Source organism: Williamsia sp. Y721 (genome assembly GCF_059683565.1).
Genome location: NZ_JCASNH010000003.1, coordinates 813,599 through 832,513 on the forward strand (window position 1 = coordinate 813,599; position 18,915 = coordinate 832,513).

20 protein-coding genes are annotated in these 18,915 nt (G+C 64.2%); 6 read left to right on the forward strand and 14 right to left on the reverse strand.

All coding sequences use genetic code 11. The features are described from left to right. Positions 1–67: 67 nt before the first annotated feature. Both egtB and egtD read left to right on the forward strand, forming a co-directional pair. A complete protein-coding gene (gene egtB, locus AC56PL_RS18535) occupies positions 68–1,300 on the forward strand; it encodes an ergothioneine biosynthesis protein EgtB (protein ID WP_497154697.1) in 1,233 nt (410 codons plus the stop codon). Then, the gene (egtD, locus tag AC56PL_RS18540; protein WP_495516787.1) at positions 1,297–2,256 is read left to right on the forward strand and encodes an L-histidine N(alpha)-methyltransferase; all 960 of its coding nucleotides are present in this window, start codon (positions 1,297–1,299) and stop codon (positions 2,254–2,256) included. Before egtB ends, egtD begins: the two co-directional genes overlap by 4 nt. Here egtD and smc read toward each other — a convergent pair. The 10 genes from smc to rsmD all read right to left on the reverse strand — a co-directional run bounded on the left by smc (position 2,241) and on the right by rsmD (position 11,809). Further along, positions 2,241–5,882, reverse strand: a complete 3,642-nt coding sequence (gene smc, locus AC56PL_RS18545; RefSeq protein WP_497154698.1) for a chromosome segregation protein SMC — start codon at positions 5,880–5,882, stop codon at positions 2,241–2,243. The genes egtD and smc overlap by 16 nt on opposite strands. A 17-nt stretch (positions 5,883–5,899) precedes the next feature. Then, complete coding sequence (locus AC56PL_RS18550; RefSeq protein WP_495516789.1) at positions 5,900–6,190, reverse strand: acylphosphatase; 291 nt, start codon at positions 6,188–6,190, stop codon at positions 5,900–5,902. A gap of 31 nt (positions 6,191–6,221) precedes the next feature. Beyond that, positions 6,222–6,668, reverse strand: a complete 447-nt coding sequence (locus AC56PL_RS18555; RefSeq protein ID WP_497154699.1) for an OsmC family protein — start codon at positions 6,666–6,668, stop codon at positions 6,222–6,224. Positions 6,669–6,781: 113 nt separating this feature from the next. Beyond that, complete coding sequence (locus AC56PL_RS18560) at positions 6,782–7,426, reverse strand: nitroreductase family protein (RefSeq protein ID WP_495516791.1); 645 nt, start codon at positions 7,424–7,426, stop codon at positions 6,782–6,784. A gap of 42 nt (positions 7,427–7,468) precedes the next feature. Continuing rightward, positions 7,469–8,350 (reverse strand): bifunctional DNA-formamidopyrimidine glycosylase/DNA-(apurinic or apyrimidinic site) lyase, encoded by an 882-nt coding sequence (gene mutM, locus AC56PL_RS18565; RefSeq protein WP_497154700.1) that lies wholly within the window; start codon positions 8,348–8,350, stop codon positions 7,469–7,471. After that, positions 8,343–9,077, reverse strand: coding sequence for a ribonuclease III (gene rnc, locus AC56PL_RS18570; RefSeq protein WP_497154701.1), 735 nt, complete (start codon positions 9,075–9,077; stop codon positions 8,343–8,345). Before rnc ends, mutM begins: the two co-directional genes overlap by 8 nt. Next, positions 9,074–9,565 carry a YceD family protein gene (locus AC56PL_RS18575; protein WP_495516794.1) on the reverse strand — a complete coding sequence of 164 codons (492 nt, stop codon included), beginning with the start codon at positions 9,563–9,565 and terminating at the stop codon, positions 9,074–9,076. Before AC56PL_RS18575 ends, rnc begins: the two co-directional genes overlap by 4 nt. 176 nt (positions 9,566–9,741) lie before the next feature. After that, complete coding sequence (locus AC56PL_RS18580; protein WP_495516795.1) at positions 9,742–10,515, reverse strand: DivIVA domain-containing protein; 774 nt, start codon at positions 10,513–10,515, stop codon at positions 9,742–9,744. 227 nt (positions 10,516–10,742) lie between these two features. Continuing rightward, on the reverse strand, positions 10,743–11,225 hold the full coding sequence (coaD, locus tag AC56PL_RS18585; protein ID WP_495516796.1) for a pantetheine-phosphate adenylyltransferase: 483 nt from the start codon (positions 11,223–11,225) through the stop codon (positions 10,743–10,745). 35 nt (positions 11,226–11,260) lie between these two features. Then, entirely contained in the window at positions 11,261–11,809 is a 549-nt protein-coding gene (rsmD, locus tag AC56PL_RS18590; protein ID WP_497154702.1) for a 16S rRNA (guanine(966)-N(2))-methyltransferase RsmD, read from the reverse strand. Positions 11,810–11,997: 188 nt separating this feature from the next. Here rsmD and ectA point away from each other — a divergent pair, with 188 nt between their 5' ends. The 4 genes from ectA (at position 11,998) to AC56PL_RS18610 (ending at position 15,594) form a co-directional block, all read left to right on the forward strand. After that, positions 11,998–12,519, forward strand: a complete 522-nt coding sequence (gene ectA / locus AC56PL_RS18595; protein ID WP_495516798.1) for a diaminobutyrate acetyltransferase — start codon at positions 11,998–12,000, stop codon at positions 12,517–12,519. 192 nt (positions 12,520–12,711) lie between these two features. Further along, positions 12,712–13,989, forward strand: a complete 1,278-nt coding sequence (gene ectB / locus AC56PL_RS18600; protein ID WP_495516799.1) for a diaminobutyrate--2-oxoglutarate transaminase — start codon at positions 12,712–12,714, stop codon at positions 13,987–13,989. A 67-nt stretch (positions 13,990–14,056) separates the two neighbouring features. Then, on the forward strand, positions 14,057–14,455 hold the full coding sequence (locus tag AC56PL_RS18605) for an ectoine synthase (protein WP_495516800.1): 399 nt from the start codon (positions 14,057–14,059) through the stop codon (positions 14,453–14,455). 227 nt (positions 14,456–14,682) lie between these two features. Further along, the gene (locus AC56PL_RS18610) at positions 14,683–15,594 is read left to right on the forward strand and encodes a Sir2 family NAD-dependent protein deacetylase (RefSeq protein WP_495516801.1); all 912 of its coding nucleotides are present in this window, start codon (positions 14,683–14,685) and stop codon (positions 15,592–15,594) included. Here AC56PL_RS18610 and proB read toward each other — a convergent pair. The 4 genes from proB to rplU form a co-directional block, all read right to left on the reverse strand. Beyond that, entirely contained in the window at positions 15,567–16,673 is a 1,107-nt protein-coding gene (gene proB / locus AC56PL_RS18615; RefSeq protein WP_497154848.1) for a glutamate 5-kinase, read from the reverse strand. The genes AC56PL_RS18610 and proB overlap by 28 nt on opposite strands. Next, entirely contained in the window at positions 16,667–18,133 is a 1,467-nt protein-coding gene (gene obgE / locus AC56PL_RS18620; protein ID WP_495516802.1) for a GTPase ObgE, read from the reverse strand. Before obgE ends, proB begins: the two co-directional genes overlap by 7 nt. Before the next feature lie 103 nt (positions 18,134–18,236). Beyond that, positions 18,237–18,500 carry a 50S ribosomal protein L27 gene (gene rpmA / locus AC56PL_RS18625; protein WP_028463135.1) on the reverse strand — a complete coding sequence of 88 codons (264 nt, stop codon included), beginning with the start codon at positions 18,498–18,500 and terminating at the stop codon, positions 18,237–18,239. Between the two features lie 33 nt (positions 18,501–18,533). Next, positions 18,534–18,845, reverse strand: a complete 312-nt coding sequence (gene rplU, locus AC56PL_RS18630) for a 50S ribosomal protein L21 (protein ID WP_482138947.1) — start codon at positions 18,843–18,845, stop codon at positions 18,534–18,536. Positions 18,846–18,915 lie beyond the last annotated feature (70 nt).

Sequence of the window (18,915 nt, forward strand, 5' to 3'; positions counted from 1 at the left end):
GCGTACGGTGATTGTCAGACCCTGCACCCATACTCGTTACGCCCTGACCACGACCAGGAGACGAACAATGAGCATTTCGGTTGACCAGTCCGCTCTGACCACCAAGTTCCTCGACGTGCGCGGGCTCACCGACCGTCTCACCGCGGCACTCTCGCCCGAAGACCAGACACCTCAGTCGATGCCGGACGCCAGTCCGACCAAGTGGCACCGCGCGCACGTCAGCTGGTTCTTCGAGGAGTTCATACTCCGCGACCTCCCCGGATACACCGTCTACGACGAATCATTCCGCTATCTGTTCAACAGCTATTACGAGGCCGTCGGTGCCCGTCATCCCCGGCCGGAGCGAGGCCTGATCACCCGGCCCGGCGTCCTGGAGATCACCCGCTACCGCGAATACATCGACCGCGCCCTGACCGCTGCCCTCACCGAAGACCGACTCGATGACGCAGCGATCGCACTGGTGGAACTGGGCTGCAACCACGAGCAACAGCACCAAGAACTCGTGCTGATGGATATCAAGCATCTGCTCTCCACCCATCCGTTCGGCCCCGTGTACGTCGATCGGGCGTCTGAATCAACCGCATCGGCCCCTCCCCTGCGGTGGCAATCGATGGTCGGTGGGCTGGTCGAGATCGGCGCCGATGGTCGCGGGTTCAGCTACGACAACGAGGGTCCGCGCCATACCGTTTATCTGCATGATTACGAGATCGCCAACCGGCAGGTCACCAATGGTGAATGGCTCGAGTTCATGGCCGACGACGGCTACCGGCGCAGCGAGTTCTGGTTGTCCGACGGCTGGGCCCGTATCCAGGAGACCGGATGGACCGCACCGGGTTACTGGAGCAACGACGACGGGACCTGGACCACGTTCACGCTGTCCGGCCGTCGCCCGCTGGTGTTCGACGAACCGGTTGCGCACGTCTCCTTTTACGAGGCCGACGCGTACGCACGTTGGGCCGGTGCCCGCCTTCCGACGGAGTTCGAGTGGGAGAACGCCGCGGCCCTCACCGGCGGGCGCCGCGGCGGGCTGCTCGATCCGAGGCGATGTCACCCTTCGATCGCCACGGAGGCGATGGTCGGCGACGTGTGGGAATGGACGTCGAGTGCCTATCTCCCCTATCCGGGGTTTGTCCCGGCCAACGGCGCAGTCGGTGAATACAACGGCAAGTTCATGAGTGATCAGCACGTCCTACGCGGCGCAAGCGCTCTGACCCCGCGCGGCCATGAGCGGATCTCGTACCGCAATTTCTTCCCGGCACCCTCTCGATGGGTCCTCAGCGGCCTGCGGCTGGCCCGATGACCGGGTCGAACACGTCGGTGAATCCGGATCTGGTCGCCGACGCGGTGGTCGGCCTGTGGCAGGACCCGCCGGTCCTTCCGGCCAAGTGGTTGTACGACAAGCGCGGCAGCGAGCTGTTCGACGAGATCACGCGCCTGCCGGAGTACTACCCCACCCGACGGGAGACCGAGATCCTGCGAGCCCACAGCGTCGACATCACCCGGCAGTCGGGTGCCCGCACCATGATCGAACTCGGCTCCGGGACGTCGGAAAAGACCCGATTGTTGTTGCAGGCGTTCACCGATCGAGGCGGGGCGTTCACCTATGTGCCGCTCGATGTGAGCATCGAGATGCTCACCTCGGCTTCTGAGCAGTTGGCTGCGGAGTTCCCGGCCATTTCAGTCGAACCGCTCCATGCCGATTTCGGGGATCCGGCGCTGTCTCTGGCGCACCATGCCGGCCCGCGGATGGCGATCTTCCTGGGCGGCACCATCGGCAACCTCTACACCCGCGAGCGCGCCGACTTCTTTCGGCGGATCTCCGGGGCGTTGCGCCCCGGGGACTTTTTCCTCCTCGGCGCCGACCTGATCAAGGATCCCGGCCGACTCATCGCCGCATACGACGATCGCGCAGGCGTGACAGCCGATTTCAATCGCAACGTGATCGAGGTGTTGCGGACCGGACTGGCGGCCCGGGGCCTGTACGCGGACGACTTCGATCACATCGCGAGGTGGAACCCTGCCGAACACCGGATCGAGATGTGGCTGCGCGCCCGCCGCGATGTATCGGCCGAGTTCGGGACCATCGAGCGCAGCTGGGAACTACCCAAAGGTGCCGAGATCCTCACCGAGATCAGCACCAAGTTCGATCTCGACACCCTGCACGGCGAGCTCGCGGCCGCAGGCCTCGACCGTCACCACACCTGGACCGATCAGGCCGGAGACTTCGCAGTGCTGCTCAGTCAGGTCGCTGCCTGACCCGCTTCGACGGTCGCCGGCGCGCCGAGATCTTGGCCCCGCATCCGCTGCGAGATCACCGTGGTGATGCCGTCACCCTGCATGCTGACGCCATAGAGGGCGTCGGCCACCTCCATGGTCGGCTTCTGGTGGGTGATGACGATCAACTGCGACTTCTCGCGTAGCTGCTCGAACAGTGTGATGAGCCGACGCAGGTTGGTGTCGTCGAGCGCCGCCTCGACCTCGTCCATCACATAGAAGGGCGACGGGCGGGCCCGGAAGATCGCCACCAGCATGGCAACTGCGGTCAGCGACTTCTCACCACCGGACAACAACGACAGGCGTTTGACCTTCTTGCCGGGTGGACGGGCTTCGACCTCGATGCCGGTGGTGAGCATGTCCGACGGATTGGTCAGGACCAGACGTCCCTCACCGCCGGGGAACAAGGTCTTGAAGACCTCGACGAACTCGCGTTCGACGTCCGCGTAGGCCTCGGTGAACACCTGCAGGATCCGGTTGTCGACATCCTGCACCACGTCGAGCAAGTCTTGCCGCGCCTTTTTCACATCTTCGAGTTGCGTGGACAGGAAGTTGTAGCGCTCTTCGAGTGCGGCAAACTCTTCCAGCGCAAGCGGATTCACCTTGCCAAGGGTGTTCAGATCCTTTTGGGCCTTCTTGGCCCGCGCGGCCTGGGTGGCACGGTCGAACGGGATCGGCGTCGGTGCGACCACCGTCTCGCCGCGCTCCTTGGCCTGGTTGTACTCGGCGATCTCCAGCTCCGTCGGCGGCATCGCGACGTCGGGCCCGTACTCGGCGATAAGATCGTCGGGGCTGATCGCGAAGTCGTTCATGATCTGCTCTTCGAGCTGCTCGATCCGTAGCGACACCTGCGCCTTGGCCACCTCGTCGCGGTGTACCGCATCCTTCAACGAAGCGAGCTGCGCACCGACCTCGGCTGCGGCCTTCTTGACCACGTCGAGATGTTCGGTTCGGGTCGCACGCTCACGCTCGAGTTCGTCGCGATACGACTGGGCCTGTGCCACAGCAATTTCCAGTCGCGCGGCGATCAGTTTGCCCAACTCCAGCGCAACCTCCGCGACCTCCGCGGCGTGGGCGCGGGCCTTGTTCTGCCGTTCTGCACGTTCCCGTGCCTCCCGCTCGGCGCGCGCGGCGCGGCGCAGCGAATCGGCCTTGCCCCGAACCGAGGCCAGGCGCTCCTCGGCACTGCGTAGGACGAGGCGGGACTCCATCTCAACGGCGCGGGCCTCGGCGACTGCGGCAGCTGCCGCATCCCGCTCGGTGTCCGGCAGCTCACCGTCGCCGCCTGGATCGCCGCTCTCGTTGCGCGCCATGTGCAACCGCTCCTCGGCGGCCGCGAGTGTGGCGATCGCCTCGGTGCGGCTGTCCTCGACGCGGGCGCGTTGTGATGCCAGACGTGCCGATTCCTCTTGCGCCGCACGGGCCGCCTGGCCGAGCCGGGCCAGCTGTTCGTAGATCGCACCGAGCTGCGCATCCGATTCGTGCAGCGCAGCGAGTGCCTGTTCAGCGGTGTCCCGGCAATCCGACTGTTGGGCCAGAGCGCCGGATAGCGCGGCCATCAGCTCTTCGCTGCGTCGACCGGCCTGCACCAGATCGCTGCGGGCGGCGTCGATCGCCGATTGCACCTCGATGGTCGACGGCCGTGCACCGGTGCCGCCGCTACGCCATCCGGCACCGATCAGATCGCCGTCGAGCGTGACGATCCGTAGCGAACCAATATGCGGTACAACCTGTTTCGCGTCCGCGACAACCAGTTCGGCAATCTCGACAGTGTCGGCGACGACGGTATACCCCAGCAAGAGCTCGACAGCACCGTGCAACGTCTCGGGGACCGAGACCACCTCGAGCGCCCACCGCGCGCCGGCAGGCAGGGCCGCATTTCCGCGACCGGTCGGTTCCACGCCACCGATGAGCACCGAAGCCCGTCCACCCTCGTTCTCCCGCAGCGCCGACAACGATGCGCGGGCCTTGGGCAGGTCAGCGGTGGCAACCGCGTCCGCGGCCGGACCGAGTGCCGCGGCGATGGCGGGTTCGAAGCCCTCCTCGACGCGCAGTAGCGAGGACATCGGGCCGAGCAATTCGGACGAACGGTGTTCCATCAGCCAGGCACCACCGTCTTTGCGCTCCAGACCGACTGCCAACGCATCGATCCGAGCCTTGAGCGAGGTGACCCGTTGTTCGGCGGCGCGCTCGGCAGCCTGTAGTTCGGCGACCCGTTCGTTGGCCTGGTTGAGCGCGGCGACACTGCGCTCGTGGTGTTCGTCCAACCCCAGCTCGGAAGCATCGAGATCGGCCACCGTCGCCGACGCGGCATCGAACTCCTCGCCGGCCGATTCGGCGCGGGCTGCCGCGTTCTCGATGGCGGCACCGAGGCGTGCCGTTTCCGCGTCGATCGTCTCGACCTTGGAGCGCAGGTTGTCGACCTGGCCTTCGAGTCGCGCCAATCCCTCACGCCGGTCGGCAACGGCCCGGACGGCCGCCATGTGTGCACGTTGCGCCGCAGCTGCCTCTTCCTCCAGCTCGGCGAGGGCTTCCTTCGCCCCGTCGAGCTGCATTCCGGCCTCTTCGACAGATTCGGTGAGCGCGGTCTCCTCGGCAGCGGCGGCCTCTGCCTGACGGTCGAGTTGTTCGGGATCACGACCCGAATCGGCCCGAATCGGTTCTGCGAGATAGCGGCTGCGCTCTGAAGCGATCCGGCAGGTCGCTCCGACCCGCTCGGTGAGCGCGGACAACGCAAACCAGGCCTGGCCGGCCTCATTGGCCGCCGGAACGATCTGTGCCAGGGACTTCTCGTTGTCGTCGACCTGGATCTGCAGTTCGTCGAGCTGTGCGGCCAGCTCGTCCTGTTGCCTGCGCAGTTCGCTTTCACTGGTCTGCTGCTCGGCCAGTTCGCTGCGCCGGATCACCAGGTCGTCTGCGGCGAGCCGAAGTCGGGCATCGCGGAGGTCTGCCTGGACCGTCTGCGCGCGGCGGGCGATCTCGGCCTGCCTGCCGAGTGGTTTGAGCTGACGGCGCAGCTCCGAGGTCAGGTCACCCAGTCGCGACAGGTTCGCCTGCATCGCGTCGAGCTTGCGGACAGCCTTTTCGCGGCGTTTGCGGTGTTTGAGCACACCTGCGGCCTCTTCGATGAAGGCTCGGCGTTCCTCTGGCCGGGATTCGAGGATCGAGGCGAGTCGTCCCTGTCCGACGATGACGTGCATCTCACGGCCGATGCCGGAGTCACTGAGAAGTTCCTGGACATCCATCAACCGGCAGGAACTGCCGTTGATCTCGTACTCGCCGGCGCCGTCGCGGAACATCCGGCGTGTCACCGACACTTCGGAGTAGTCGATGGGCAGAGCACCATCGGAGTTGTCGATGGTCAGCGTCACCTCGGCCCGACCAAGCGCGGCGCGGCCCGATGTTCCGGCGAAGATGACGTCTTCCATCTTGCCGCCGCGTAGTGCCTTGGCGCCCTGCTCACCCATCACCCAGGTCAGGGCATCGACCACGTTTGATTTGCCGGACCCGTTGGGTCCGACGACACAGGTGATCCCCGGTTCGAAACGCAGGGTGGTTGCCGACGCGAAGGACTTGAATCCCTTAAGCGTCAAGCTTTTGAGGTGCACAGCGCCTCAGCCTACCGTCAGCGCTCGACAAATCCGGTGAGGTCTCCCCGTGGGGGTTCCCAGTCGGTGACGACCGTGTCGACCGTTCCGGGGCTCTTCCCGGCGTCGATCAGGTCCAGGAGTGCCTGGCATGCTGCGCGCCGGCCCTCGGCGGTGATCAGGACCCGGCCATCGTTTTGATTCGACGCCGACCCCACCAGTCCCAATTCGAGCGCACGCGACCGGGTCCACCACCGGAATCCGACACCCTGCACGTATCCGTGCACCCAGGCCCGCATCCGCACCACGTCGGATCCCGACTCCGTCATGACCTACCCCAACTCCTTGTCTCCGTCTCGCCTAATCGGTTTCGACAGTCAGACCGACCTTGGTGCCGGCCTTCAGTGTCCGGCCGACGGTGCAGACCGCGTCGACGGCCCGCTCGACCACCACGAGCAACCGCTGAGCTGCTTCGGGATCGAGTTCGGACAGGTCGACCTCGAGTACCTCGTTGAGCTGCGGATAGACCTCGTTCTCGCGGTCGGCGGCACCACTGACCCGGATCGTGGCGTCGTAGTCGTCACCGAGACGGCGGGACAGCGGCTTGTCCGAACTCATCCCGGTACAGGCCGCCAAGGCGATCTTGAGCAGCTCACCGGGGGTGAACACACCCTCGACACCCTCCGAGCCGATCAGGACTTCTGCGCCGCGACTGCTCTGGCCGGTGTACCGACGGGTTCCGGTGCGCTGCACCCACAACTCAGTGGTCGAGGGCGCAGCAGTGTTGATTGGTTCGGTTGCGGTCATGTCGATATTTAACACCTGCGGTGGGGCCGCAATTCCACGGGCGGGTCGCCCAGAATGGCACGGGCGGGTCGCCCACAATGGCACGGGCGGGTCGCCCAGAATAATCCGCGGTTTCACCAACGATCGATGTGCAGAACGTTCTCGAGTGGCTCTCGCGGCGCCGGTTTGAAGGTCTCACCGGTGAAGTAGGCAGTCGGGATCAGCGCAGCCTGGTGATATCCGGCCGGGATCCCCAACAACTCGGCGATCTCGGCTTCACGCTGCAAATGCAGAGTGGTCCAAGCGGTTCCGAGACCGCGGGCCCGCGCCGCCAGCGCGAAACTCCACACGCCCGGCAACAGGGACCCCCACAGTCCGGCCTGGTTGCCCGCAGGCAAGGTCTTTCCGGCTTTGATGCAGGGAATGACGAGTACCGGCACCTCCCCCATGTGTTCGCCGAGCCAGGCGACACTTCCGCCGATCCGGTGCTGCACGGTGGCCCGCTCGGGGTCGTCGGCGAAGAGTTTGGCCGCCGAATGCTCGGAGTCCAGGTACTCGTCCACGAGCTCGCCGTAGATCCGGCCCAGCGTGGCCCGGATCTCAGGATCGGTGATGACCAGCCACTGCCAGCCCTGCCGGTTCGACCCCGACGGGGCCTGCAGCGCGATCTCGATACATTCCTTGATCAGCTCCAGCGGTACCGGCCGGGTCAGGTCGAGCCGCTTGCGGACGGTCCTGGTGGTGGTGAGCAATTCATCCGGTGTCAGGTCGAGGGTCATGCCCTGATCATGCCCGCTGCGCTCATCCCCAACCGGAACGGGCTAGCCCCGGGGTCGGATCTGGCAGCGAGGACAACTGAACGAACTGCGGTTCATGAATTGCTCGCGACGCATGATCGCACCACACCGGCGGCAGGGTTGGCCTTCCCGCCCATACGCGTTGAGGGACCGTTCGAAGTAGCCGGACTGCCCATTGACGTTCACGTAGAGGGCATCAAACGATGTCCCACCCTGTTCGAGTGCTTGCGCCATCACCTCTGCGGCATTGTCCAATACCGACCGCAACACCTTTGCGGTGAGTTTGTCCGTGAGCCGCAGGCCGTGAACCCGACTGCGCCACAGGGCTTCATCGGCATAGATGTTGCCAACGCCCGACACGACGGTCTGATCAAGTATCGCTCTCTTGATCTCGGTGTGCTTACGTTTGAGCACCCGGACCACGGCATCGGGATCATATTCTGCAGCAAAGGGATCCGGCGCGATGTGCGCGATCGATGAAGGCCCGAGAGTGGGCTCGCCGATCGTCGGGGCGGCGATCAGATCGTCGACCATCCAGCCACCGAATGTGCGCTGATCGACGAATCGCAGTTCGGTTCCGTTGTCGAGCGTCGCCCTGATCCGCAAGTGGATCTCATCGACGGCACCGGCAGGCTGAACCAGCATCTGCCCACTCATCCCGAGGTGGACGACAACCGCCAACGGATCTGCGCTGCCGAGGGGATCGGCTTCCAGCCACAGATATTTTCCGCGTCGGCGTGCGCCGGTCACGGTTGCACCGGCGAGCATTCCGCTCAGATCGAGTGCGCCGCCGAGGTGTCTGCGAACCGCACGCGGATGCAGGACCTCCACCGAGGTGATCCGGCGGCCGACAACGTGATCGGCGAGGCCGCGGCGTACCACCTCGACCTCGGGCAGTTCAGGCATCTTCTCCTGTCCCGGAAATCGCTTTCCAGGCAGTCGATGCGGCCAGCTGTTCGGCTTCTTTCTTGGTTTTCCCGACCCCGGAACCGAATGGTTCACCGCCGACGAGAACCGTCGCGGTGAACTCCTTGCAGTGGTCCGGACCGGTGGACGTGATCTGGTACACCGGCACCCCGAGAGCCTTTTCGGCCGTGAGTTCCTGCAACGAGGTCTTCCAGTCGAGACCGGCCCCCAGTGCTGCCGACCGGTTCAGTGCCGACGAGAAGAGCGCCAGCACGATGGTGCGGGCGGTTTCCAAACCCAATTCGAGGTGGATGGCACCGATCAGCGCCTCCATGCCGTCTGCCAGGATGCTCGCCTTGTCGCGGCCGCCGGTCATCTCTTCACCCTTGCCGAGGCGAAGGTGGGCGCCCAGACCGCCCGGACCCAGACCGCGCGCGACGTCGGCGAGTGCATGCATGTTGACCACGCTGGCACGGATTTTTGCGAGTTCACCTTCGGCACGATCGGGATGGGTGCGGTAAAGGTGTTCTGTGACAACAACACCGAGCACCGAGTCCCCGAGGAACTCGAGGCGCTCGTTGGTCGGGAGACGACCGTGTTCGTACGCATAGGACCGATGCGTCAGAGCCAGTTCCAACATCTCGTCGGACAACGAAACGTTCACGGCCGCCAGCAGATCCCCATGATCAGCCGAAGCACTCACACCTGACCCGACGGTTTCTGTCACGGTTTCGACTCTGGATCCTCGGCAAACTTTGATGCCAGGCCGGCCCAGCGTGGGTCGATCTTGTCGTGGCGATGACCGGCTTCGGTCACCGCGAGCCGCACGCCACATTCGGGACACAGACCCTGGCAGTCCTCGCTACACACCGGGGTCCCGGGCAGGTCGAGCGCAACCGCGTCGATGATCGCCTGTTCCAGATCGATCTTGTCGTCGACGATGCGATGCATCTCGTCGGCGTCCGTCGTCGCGTCAGTGGCACTGTCGGGATAGACGTACAGCTCTGTCAGGTAAACGCCCACCGTGCCGGAGATGGGCTCCAGACAACGGACACACTGACCTTCGGTCTCGCCGCTCACGCAGCCGGTGACCAGAACACCCTCGGAGACGGCCTCCAGGCGGAGGTCGAGATCCACATCACTGCCTGCCGGGATGGCGATCATATCCAGACCGATGCGCGGCCCATCGGTGATGGCCCGGTGAACCTCCCGCATCGAACCGGCCCGTCTACCCAAACTGCGGATGTCCAGGGAGAACGGGCCATCTACGGGATGGGCTTGACGTATTGAACTGCCTTCGCGCTGTGACACAAGGAACCACGATACGCCTCGGAGCGCCGCATTCGACAATCCCGACACAACCGGGATTCACATCCGGTACATGCGCTGGTTCAGACGGCCATTCCGGTACCGAAATCGCCGCGGCGGACATGCTCGGCGTAGTCGTGCACGCCGGCACCGGTGCGTAGTTGCTGGCGCCCACGATTCACCGAGCGGATCGTGCCGGTCAGCAATTCCTCGAACTCGGCCAGCTTGTTGTCGACGTAGACATCACACTCGCCGCGAAGACGATCGGACTCGGCATGCGCCGCGTCGATGATCCGCTCGGATTCGGAGCGGGCCGCCTGCACGACCTCGGTCTCGGAGACCAGTCGCTGCTGTTCGGCGATGCCCTCGGCGACGGAACGTTCGTAGTTGGCGTTGCCGGACTCGATCATCCGCTCGGCCTCGGCATGCGCCCGTCCGGTCACCGATTCGTACTCACGGCTCGCGGCAGCGGCCAGACGCTCGGACTCAGCGGTGGCATCGGCCAGCATCTGGCCGGAATGCGACTGCGCCTCGGCAACCATGCGGTCGGCATGAGACTTCGCCTCGGCCAGAATCCGGTCCGCTTCCGCACGCGCATGCGCCAGCGACGAATCCGCTTCGGCGGTGGCCTCCCCGACCATGGTGTCGGCGTGCAGACGCGCATCACCCAGCAGTTTGTCGCGCTGATCGAGCACGTCCTGCGCGTCGTCGAGATCGCCGGGAATGGCGTCCTTCACATCGTCGAGCAGTTCCAACACGTCGCCCCGAGGAACAACGCAACCCGCCGTCATCGGAACACTGCGTGCTTCTTCGACGATCGCACCCAACTCGTCCAGCGCTTCGAATACCCGGTACACAGCTACCTCACTCCTCGCCGCAAACCCTGACGGTCGTGCCCGGTTGGCACGTGCTCATCGTGTTGCGATCGGTGGTTTTGTGTTATTTCTGTGACTAGTGTGCCCAATGTTGCGGCTGTGACGACGCAACCCGGGCCGGTGTGTCGGGTCCAGAGTAGGCCGAATGCCTGCGGAAACCTCCGACCGGTCGACAATCACCACGACGACGAACGACGGTCGCAGAGATCTCAGCGACTGGAGGACAACTTTGCGAGTAGCTGTTCGTGCACCACCGGTGGCAGGAACTCGCGCACCGACCCACCCAGTTTCGCCACTTCCTTCACCAGCGAGCTCGACACATGTGCGAGGCGAGGGTCCGTGAGCATGAACACGGTCTCGACGCCGGTGAGGTCACGATTCATCTGTGCCATCGGCAGTTCGTATTCGAAGTCCGCGGCACCGCGTAGCCCCTTCACGATGGTGTCGAACCCCTGCTCGCGAACATGATCGACGAGCAATCCCTGCCAACTCTCGATGCGGACGTTCGGCAGATGAGAGGTCACCTTCCGCAGCAACTCGAGTCGTTCATCAACACTGAACAGGCCCTGCTTGTTCGGGTTGATCGTCACAGTGATGACCAATTCGTCGAATCGGGCCGCAGCACGCTCGAAGACATACAGATGCCCCGAGGTGACGGGGTCGAACGATCCTGGACAGACGGCTCCGGACATGACAGCAAAGTTAGCAGCCCCCGGGGCACGTCCATTCAACCGAGTTCGGCCATGTCGATCCGGGTCTCCCCGTACTTGCGGACCTCGGTATCCCCGAAAGGCTCTGGCCAGTCCGTGTCCGCACTGCGCACCGACCGTTCGAGCACCACCAGACCGCCCGCGGCCAGCGGGCCCGCTGCCAACAGGGTGAGCATCTCGGCGACTTGCTCGTCGGGCAGGTCATAGGGAGGGTCGGCGAACACCAGGTCTGCCACCGGCGCACCGGCACGCAGGTAGTCGGCCACGCGCCTGCGGACGAGGCGGGCACCGGACAGGCCCGAGGACGCGATGTTCGCACCGATCACCTTGGCCGCCCTGGCGTCGGATTCGACAAGAACCGCCGACTCGGCTCCGCGGGAGAGCGCTTCGAGGCCCAGTGCGCCGGATCCGGCAAAGAGGTCGAGGACCACGAGCCCGGAAAAGTCGATCCGATTGGTCAGAATATTGAAAACCGACTCACGTACCTGGTCGGTCGTCGGGCGGGTGCCTGCGGCTGGAACCGTCAGGCGTCGGCCCCGGGCAGAGCCGGCGATTATGCGGGTCATGGCGTCCATTGTCCTGTCCAAACAGCAGAACCAGACAATCGGGGATGCAGCGCAAACAGTTTACGAAGACAAGATTTTGTGAGGCACCTCACAAACAGGGGGTGATCAGGCGTTTGTAGGGTGCTTTTCGTACCAATTTCGCTAGGTGGGTGACATCGATGTGACGCCTTGTTAACTTCAAATTCGATATGAGCCCAACTCAGATCAGCGCTACCCTAACTGCCGCGCCGGACGCGGTGGCCTTTCGTTCACCAAAGATTTCTGACGGAGTCCGGCTCTGGGAAATCGCCCGTGACTCAAAAGTTCTCGATTTGAACTCGAGTTACGCCTACGTTTTATGGTGTCAGGATTTCGCCCAGACATCAGTGGTCGCCGAAGTCGACGGTGAAATCGTCGGTTTCGTGACAGGCTATCTCCGCCCTGAACTGCCCGACGTCGTGATGGTGTGGCAAGTTGCCGTCGACGCCGACCAGAGGGGACTCGGATTGGCCGGAAAGATGTTGGCCCAGTTGATGGATCGACTCGAACCGCGCGGAATCACGACACTGCACACCACCATCAGTCCAGACAACACAGCCTCGCAGGCATTGTTCCAAGGTCTGGCCGATCGACGTGAGATGAGCATCCGACGCGAAGATCTGTTCTCGGCCAACGATTTTCCGGACAATCACGAGCAAGAGGACCTGTACATCGTCGCACCGCGACGCTGATCGGCCACCGCTCCATCCACCCCGCCCGACAAGGGCGAACCACGGCGTAGCAATCGCCGCACACCAAGGCGGAAGCCGGGATCGACCCGCCCGCCAGTTCAGCCAGCACTCCCAGCTCAGTTCGAAACCGACCTGTACTCCCTGACACGTTCAGGTGAGAAACGGGCACTTTTCGCACCCATCGGAGGAAATATGACTGCCTCAATGCAAGAGACCTTTTCGGCCAACATCTTCGAGACCCGTGAGTCCGAGGTCCGCAGCTACAGCCGCGCATGGCCCGCGGTCTTCACAAGCGCCAAGGGCGTTTGGGTCACCGACCGTGACGGCAATCAGTACCTCGATTTCTTCGGCGGCGCAGGAGCTTTGAACTACGGTCACAACAATCCGCTGCTGAAGGCCGCCCTGCTCGAATACATCGAGAACGACGGCATCACCCACGGGCTGGACATGTCGACCACGGCCAAAGGTGAGTTCCTGCAGGCATTTCAAGACAAGATCCTGCTCCCCCGTGGACTCGACTACAAGGTTCAGTTCCCCGGTCCCACCGGAACGAACGCCGTCGAGAGTGCACTGAAGCTCGCCCGCAAGGTCACCGGCCGAACTTCAATCATCAACTTCACCAATGCTTTTCATGGCATGACCCTCGGGGCCCTCTCCGTTACGGGCAACTCCATGAAGCGCGCCGGAGCCGGCATCCCGCTGGTACACGCCACTCCGATGCCCTTCGACAACTACTTCGATGGCGTGGTCGAGGACTTCAGCTGGTTCGAGCGCGTCCTGGACGACTCGGGCAGCGGACTCAACCGTCCGGCCGCGGTCATCGTCGAAACCGTGCAGGGTGAGGGTGGCGTCAATGTCGCCCGCCCGGAATGGCTCCGGGCCTTGTCCGACCTCTGTAAGCGTCGCGAGATCCTGCTGATCGTCGACGACGTCCAGATGGGTTGCGGCCGCACCGGAGCGTTCTTCTCGTTCGAGGAGGCCGGAATCGTGCCCGACATCGTCACGCTGTCGAAGTCGATCGGCGGCTACGGGCTGCCGATGGCCCTGACACTGTTCAAGCCCCACCTCGACGTGTGGGCGCCCGGTGAGCACAACGGCACCTTCCGCGGCAACAACCCCGCGTTTGTCACCGCCACGAAGGCCATCGAGCACTACTGGTCCGACGACACCTTCGAGAAGGAGACCCTCGCCAAGGGCGAACGGATCCGTGATGCGTTCATCTCGCTGTGCAGCACGCACAAGGGCATCAGCACCCGTGGCCGCGGCATGGTCCAGGGTCTGGTGTTCGACGATGCCGACAAGGCCGCCAAGGTGTGCGCTCTCGCCTACGACCGTGGCCTGCTCGTCGAAACCGCGGGCCCGTCCGATCAGGTTGTCAAACTGCTGCCGCCGCTGACGATCACCAACGCCGAGCTCGATCAGGGTCTGGCAATCCTCGCCCAGGCGACCGCAGACATCCTCTATTCCTGAGTTCTCTATTCCTAAGTTCTCTATTCCTGAGCTCTGACGAATAACCCTGCAACAGAAAGGTTTTCGAATGATCGTGCGCACGACGCAGGAGATCACCGACACCGACCGTGACATCACCGCCGACAACGGCAACTGGCGCTCCAAGCGCATCGTCCTCGGCGGCGACCTGGTCGGGTTCTCGTTCCACGAGACCACCATCAAAGCCGGAACGGTCAACGAGTTCCACTACGCCAACCATGTCGAGGCCGTCTGGCTGGTGGAGGGCGAGGGAACACTTCTCGACCGCGAGACCGGCGAGAAGTACCCGCTGGGTCCCGGCTCGATGTATCTGCTCAACGGCAACGAGCGCCATACCGTGACCGCCGACACGCAGATGCGCATGTTGTGCGTCTTCAACCCGCCCGTCGTTGGCAACGAGACCCACGACGAGAACGGCGTCTACCCGCTGGTCGCCGTCGGCGCCTGACGCGGTTCGGCCACGCGCAGACCCGCGGCCTCCGGGCCCTCGCCGGGTAGCGCTGTCTGGTGCATGTGCGATGCACCAGTTTGCCCGGAGGCTTCGGTGTCCGCGTCGGCCGACCGACGCAAGAAGAGCTCGGCACCCCAGTGCGTTGGGGTGCCGAGTTTGCGTTTTGGGGCCTCTGGTTCTGCACCGCGGAGGGAACCGCTCCACTCACCGGTACCCTGGACGTCGTGCGAACCCGCCCGGTGCAGTGGGCACCTGCAGAGCCCACCGATCCCGACCCTGACCTCCCTGCGCGGATGCAACAACTCTGCCATCAGCTCGCAGGCAAGCGCGCACTCGTGCTGACCGGCGCGGGCATGTCGACCGATTCCGGTATCCCCGACTACCGCAGTCCGGACGCCCCGGCTCGGACACCGATGACCATCGAGATGTTCCTGAGTTCGCCACAATTCCGCCGCCACTACTGGGCCCGCAATCACATCGGCTGGCGCCATATGGATGCCGCACTTCCCAACGCAGGCCATCGCGCACTCGCCGCCCTGGAGCGGGACGGCCGGATCAGCGGGATCATCACCCAGAACGTGGACATGCTGCACCTCAAGGCCGGGAACCGGGCGGTACTCGACCTCCACGGGAGTTACGGTCGGGTCCGTTGCCTGAGCTGTGCGCACGTGATGAGTCGCCACCGGCTCGCAGATCTGCTCGAACCGCACAACGCCGGGTTCGTCACCCGCATCCGTGGCCGGGGCGCCATCGAGGTGGCTCCGGATGCCGATGTCGTGGTCGCCGACACCGCCGACTTCATCATGGTCGACTGTCCGTCCTGTGGCGGGATCCTGAAACCCGACATCGTCTACTTCGGTGAAAGCGTGCCGAAAAGCATTGTCGAGCAAGGCTTTGCGATGGTCGATGATTCAGACGCGCTGCTGGTACTCGGATCGTCGCTGACGGTGATGAGTGGTCTGCGATTTGTCCGGCGGGCCTGGCGCAGCGGCACGCCCATCTACATCGTCAACCGCGGTCATACCCGCGGCGACGAGATTGCCACACTCAAGATCGACGGCTCCTGCTCGCAGGTACTCGAGGTGTTGAGCAACGACCGGGACAACCTCTACAGCGCCACCAGATCGTCGGCGTGAACCACCGGCCTGCGAAAGTCCGCCGGTAGGTCAGACGATGATTTCCCGATCATCTTGGCCACTTCCCCGGCATCGTAGGCAACGACGCCCCGGGCTCGGGTCTGTCCGTTCTGATCCGCGAGATCAACCACGTCACCGTTGTAGAAGCGCCCCTTGATGGCGACGATGCCCGCCGCGAGCAACGAATGCCGCGACCGGGCGACAGCGCGAATCGCCCCGTCGTCGAGGATCAGGCGACCGGTGGCCTCGGCGGCATGCCGAACCCAGAACTTGCGAGCCGAAAGGCGTTGGGGGCGTGGCGCGAATGCCGTGCCCACCGAGGCGTCGGTCAGTGCGGCGGAGGCATCGGCCGCCGCTGCCAACAAGACCGGGAGCCCGGCATCGGCGGCCAGTCGGGCCGCCGAGAGCTTTGACGCCATCCCACCGGTACCGAGTGCACCACCGCTACCGGCGATGACACCGTCGAGATCTTCGGGACCACCGACCTCGGGGATGAACGTGGCATCCCCCTTGCGTGGATCACCGTCGTAGAGGCCGTCGACATCTGACAGCAGGACCAGTGCATCAGCCCCGGCCAGGTGCGCCACCAGTGCAGCAAGCCGATCGTTGTCGCCGAATCGGATCTCGTTGGTTGCGACGGTGTCGTTCTCGTTGACGATCGCCACCGCACCCAGCGAGCGCAACCGATCAAGTGTCCGTTGCGCATTGGCGTGGTGAGCGCGCAGCGAGACGTCATGGGCGGTCAGCAACACCTGTCCGACAGTCCGCCCGTAACGGGCGAAGGAGGTGTTCCAGGCGTGCGCCAGCGCGAGCTGGCCAACACTGGCCGCCGCCTGTTTGGTCGCGAGATCTTTCGGCCGAACCTTCAAACCCAGCGGCGCTATACCCGCACCGATGGCACCGGACGACACCACGATGACGTCCGATCCCGCGCGCATCCGCGCTTCGAGTGCGTCGGCGAGCGCATCGAGCCGACCGACGTCCAGGCCCGTGGTCAACTCGGTGAGCGCAGACGAGCCGATCTTCACGACAATACTGCGGGCACCGGTGATCTGTTGCCGGGTAACGCTGGTCACGATTCGTCCGGATCCTCGAGTTCCACTTCGAGGCCGCGGCGCAGGCGCCGGGCGATCTTACGATCGGCGGCTCCGATCCGGTCGGGGCGGTCGAGTCGGATATCAGACCCACGACCACTCATCGGGAAGTCCTCGGCCACGGCAACCTGCGGCTCCCATTCGAACGAGACGTCGCCGATGGTGACGATGCAGCCGGCCTCGGCACCCTGTTTGACCAGTTCCGCCTCCACACCGAGTCGACTGAGTCGGTCGGCGAGGTAGCCAACCGCCTCGTCGTTCCCGAACTGCGTCTGCTTGATCCAGCGCTCCGGCCGCGTACCACGGACGATGAAACCGCCGGGCTCGTCCGGATCGGCGAACACCGAGAATCCGTTGTCGTCGGTGGCGATCGGGCGGATCACCGGTCGTCGGGCAACCGGCTTCGGGTGATCGATCCGGTACTGCCGCACCTGGTCGGCAAGTGCGTACGTGAGTTCTTTGAGGCCCTTGTGGGTCACGGCCGAGATCATGAAGACCGGCCAGCCACGCTGTTCCAGTTCAGGTTTGATCAACTCGGCGAGTTCAAGGGCGTCGGGCACATCGATCTTGTTGAGGATCACCACGCGCGGCCTGCTCGCGAGATCGCCGAGACCGGTGTCGGACTGCAGAACCGGCTGATAAGCGGCGAGTTCGGCTTCGAGCACATCGATGTCGGTGATCGGGTCACGACCGGGTTCGAGAGTTGCACAGTCGACCACGTGCGCCAGTACCGCGCAACGCTCGATGTGGCGCAGGAAATCGAGTCCGAGTCCGCGACCCTCCGAGGCGCCGGGGATCAGCCCCGGGACGTCGGCGATCGTGAAGATGTCTGAACCGCTGTTGACCACACCAAGATTGGGTCGCAGCGTCGTGAACGGATAGTCGGCGATCTTCGGTTTTGCCGCCGAGAGCACCGAGACCAGCGACGATTTACCTGCCGACGGGAAGCCGACCAGTCCGACGTCGGCGACGGACTTGAGTTCGAGAACCAGCTCGCGGATCTCACCCTCTTCACCGAGGAGGGCGAAGCCGGGGGCCTTGCGCGCCTTGGAGGCGAGCGAGGCGTTTCCGAGACCGCCACGTCCACCGGAGGCCGCCGCAAAAGTGGTGCCCTCCCCCACGAGGTCGGCCAAGAGCTTGCCGTCGGGGTCGAGGACCATCGTGCCGTCCGGGACCGGCAAGATCAGCGGTTCGCCTTTTGCGCCATCGCGATTGGCACCGGCGCCGGGTCGACCGTTGCCGGCCTTGGCATGCGGGTGGAAGTGGAAGTCGAGCAACGTGTGGACCTGCGAATCGACCACCAGGGTCACGTCTCCGCCGTTGCCACCGTTGCCACCGTCAGGACCACCGAGGGGCTTGAACTTCTCGCGATGAACAGAGGAGCAGCCGTGGCCGCCGTTGCCCGCGGTCGCGTGAATCGTCACGCGGTCAACAAATCTAGACATTTTTCACCTTGCGAGAGTTAGGAAATTTCTAAGGGGCGGACCGGATCGAGTGACCCTGCCCGCCCCTTAGGAGCTATAGCTTTGTGAAGCTGGCTGCGCCGGATCAGGCCTGCACAGGCTCCGGAACGATATTGACGGTCTTGCGGCCGCGCTTGGCACCGAACTCGACCGCACCTGCAGAGAGAGCGAACAGAGTGTCGTCGCCGCCACGTCCGACGTTGATGCCGGGGTGGAAGTGCGTGCCGCGCTGACGAACGATGATCTCGCCGGCGCTGACCTGCTGGCCACCGAAGCGCTTCACACCGAGTCGCTGGGCATTCGAATCGCGCCCGTTGCGCGAACTGGATGCACCCTTCTTATGTGCCATGACTGTTCTCCTGAGAAGTGTGTGGGCTTGGGTTTACTTGATACCGGTGACCTTGAGAACCGTCAGCTTCTGACGGTGCCCCTGGCGCTTGTGGTAGCCGGTCTTGTTCTTGAACTTGTGGATCTTGATCTTCGGACCCTTGACATGCTCGACGACCTCGGTTGTCACCGAGATCTTCGCCAGCTTGTCAGCGTCAGTGGTCAGATCAGCGCCGTTGACGACAAGCGTCACGGGCAGCGAGACGGTTTCACCGAGCTTGCTGTCAATCTTCTCGACCTTCACCAGATCGCCTTCAGCGACCTTGTACTGCTTACCGCCGGTCTTGACGATCGCGTACGTTGCCATCGGAGAGCTACCTCTAACTGTCTGTCGTGGTTCATTCGGGCTCTTGCCCGTTGCCGATCCGGCCGGGCGC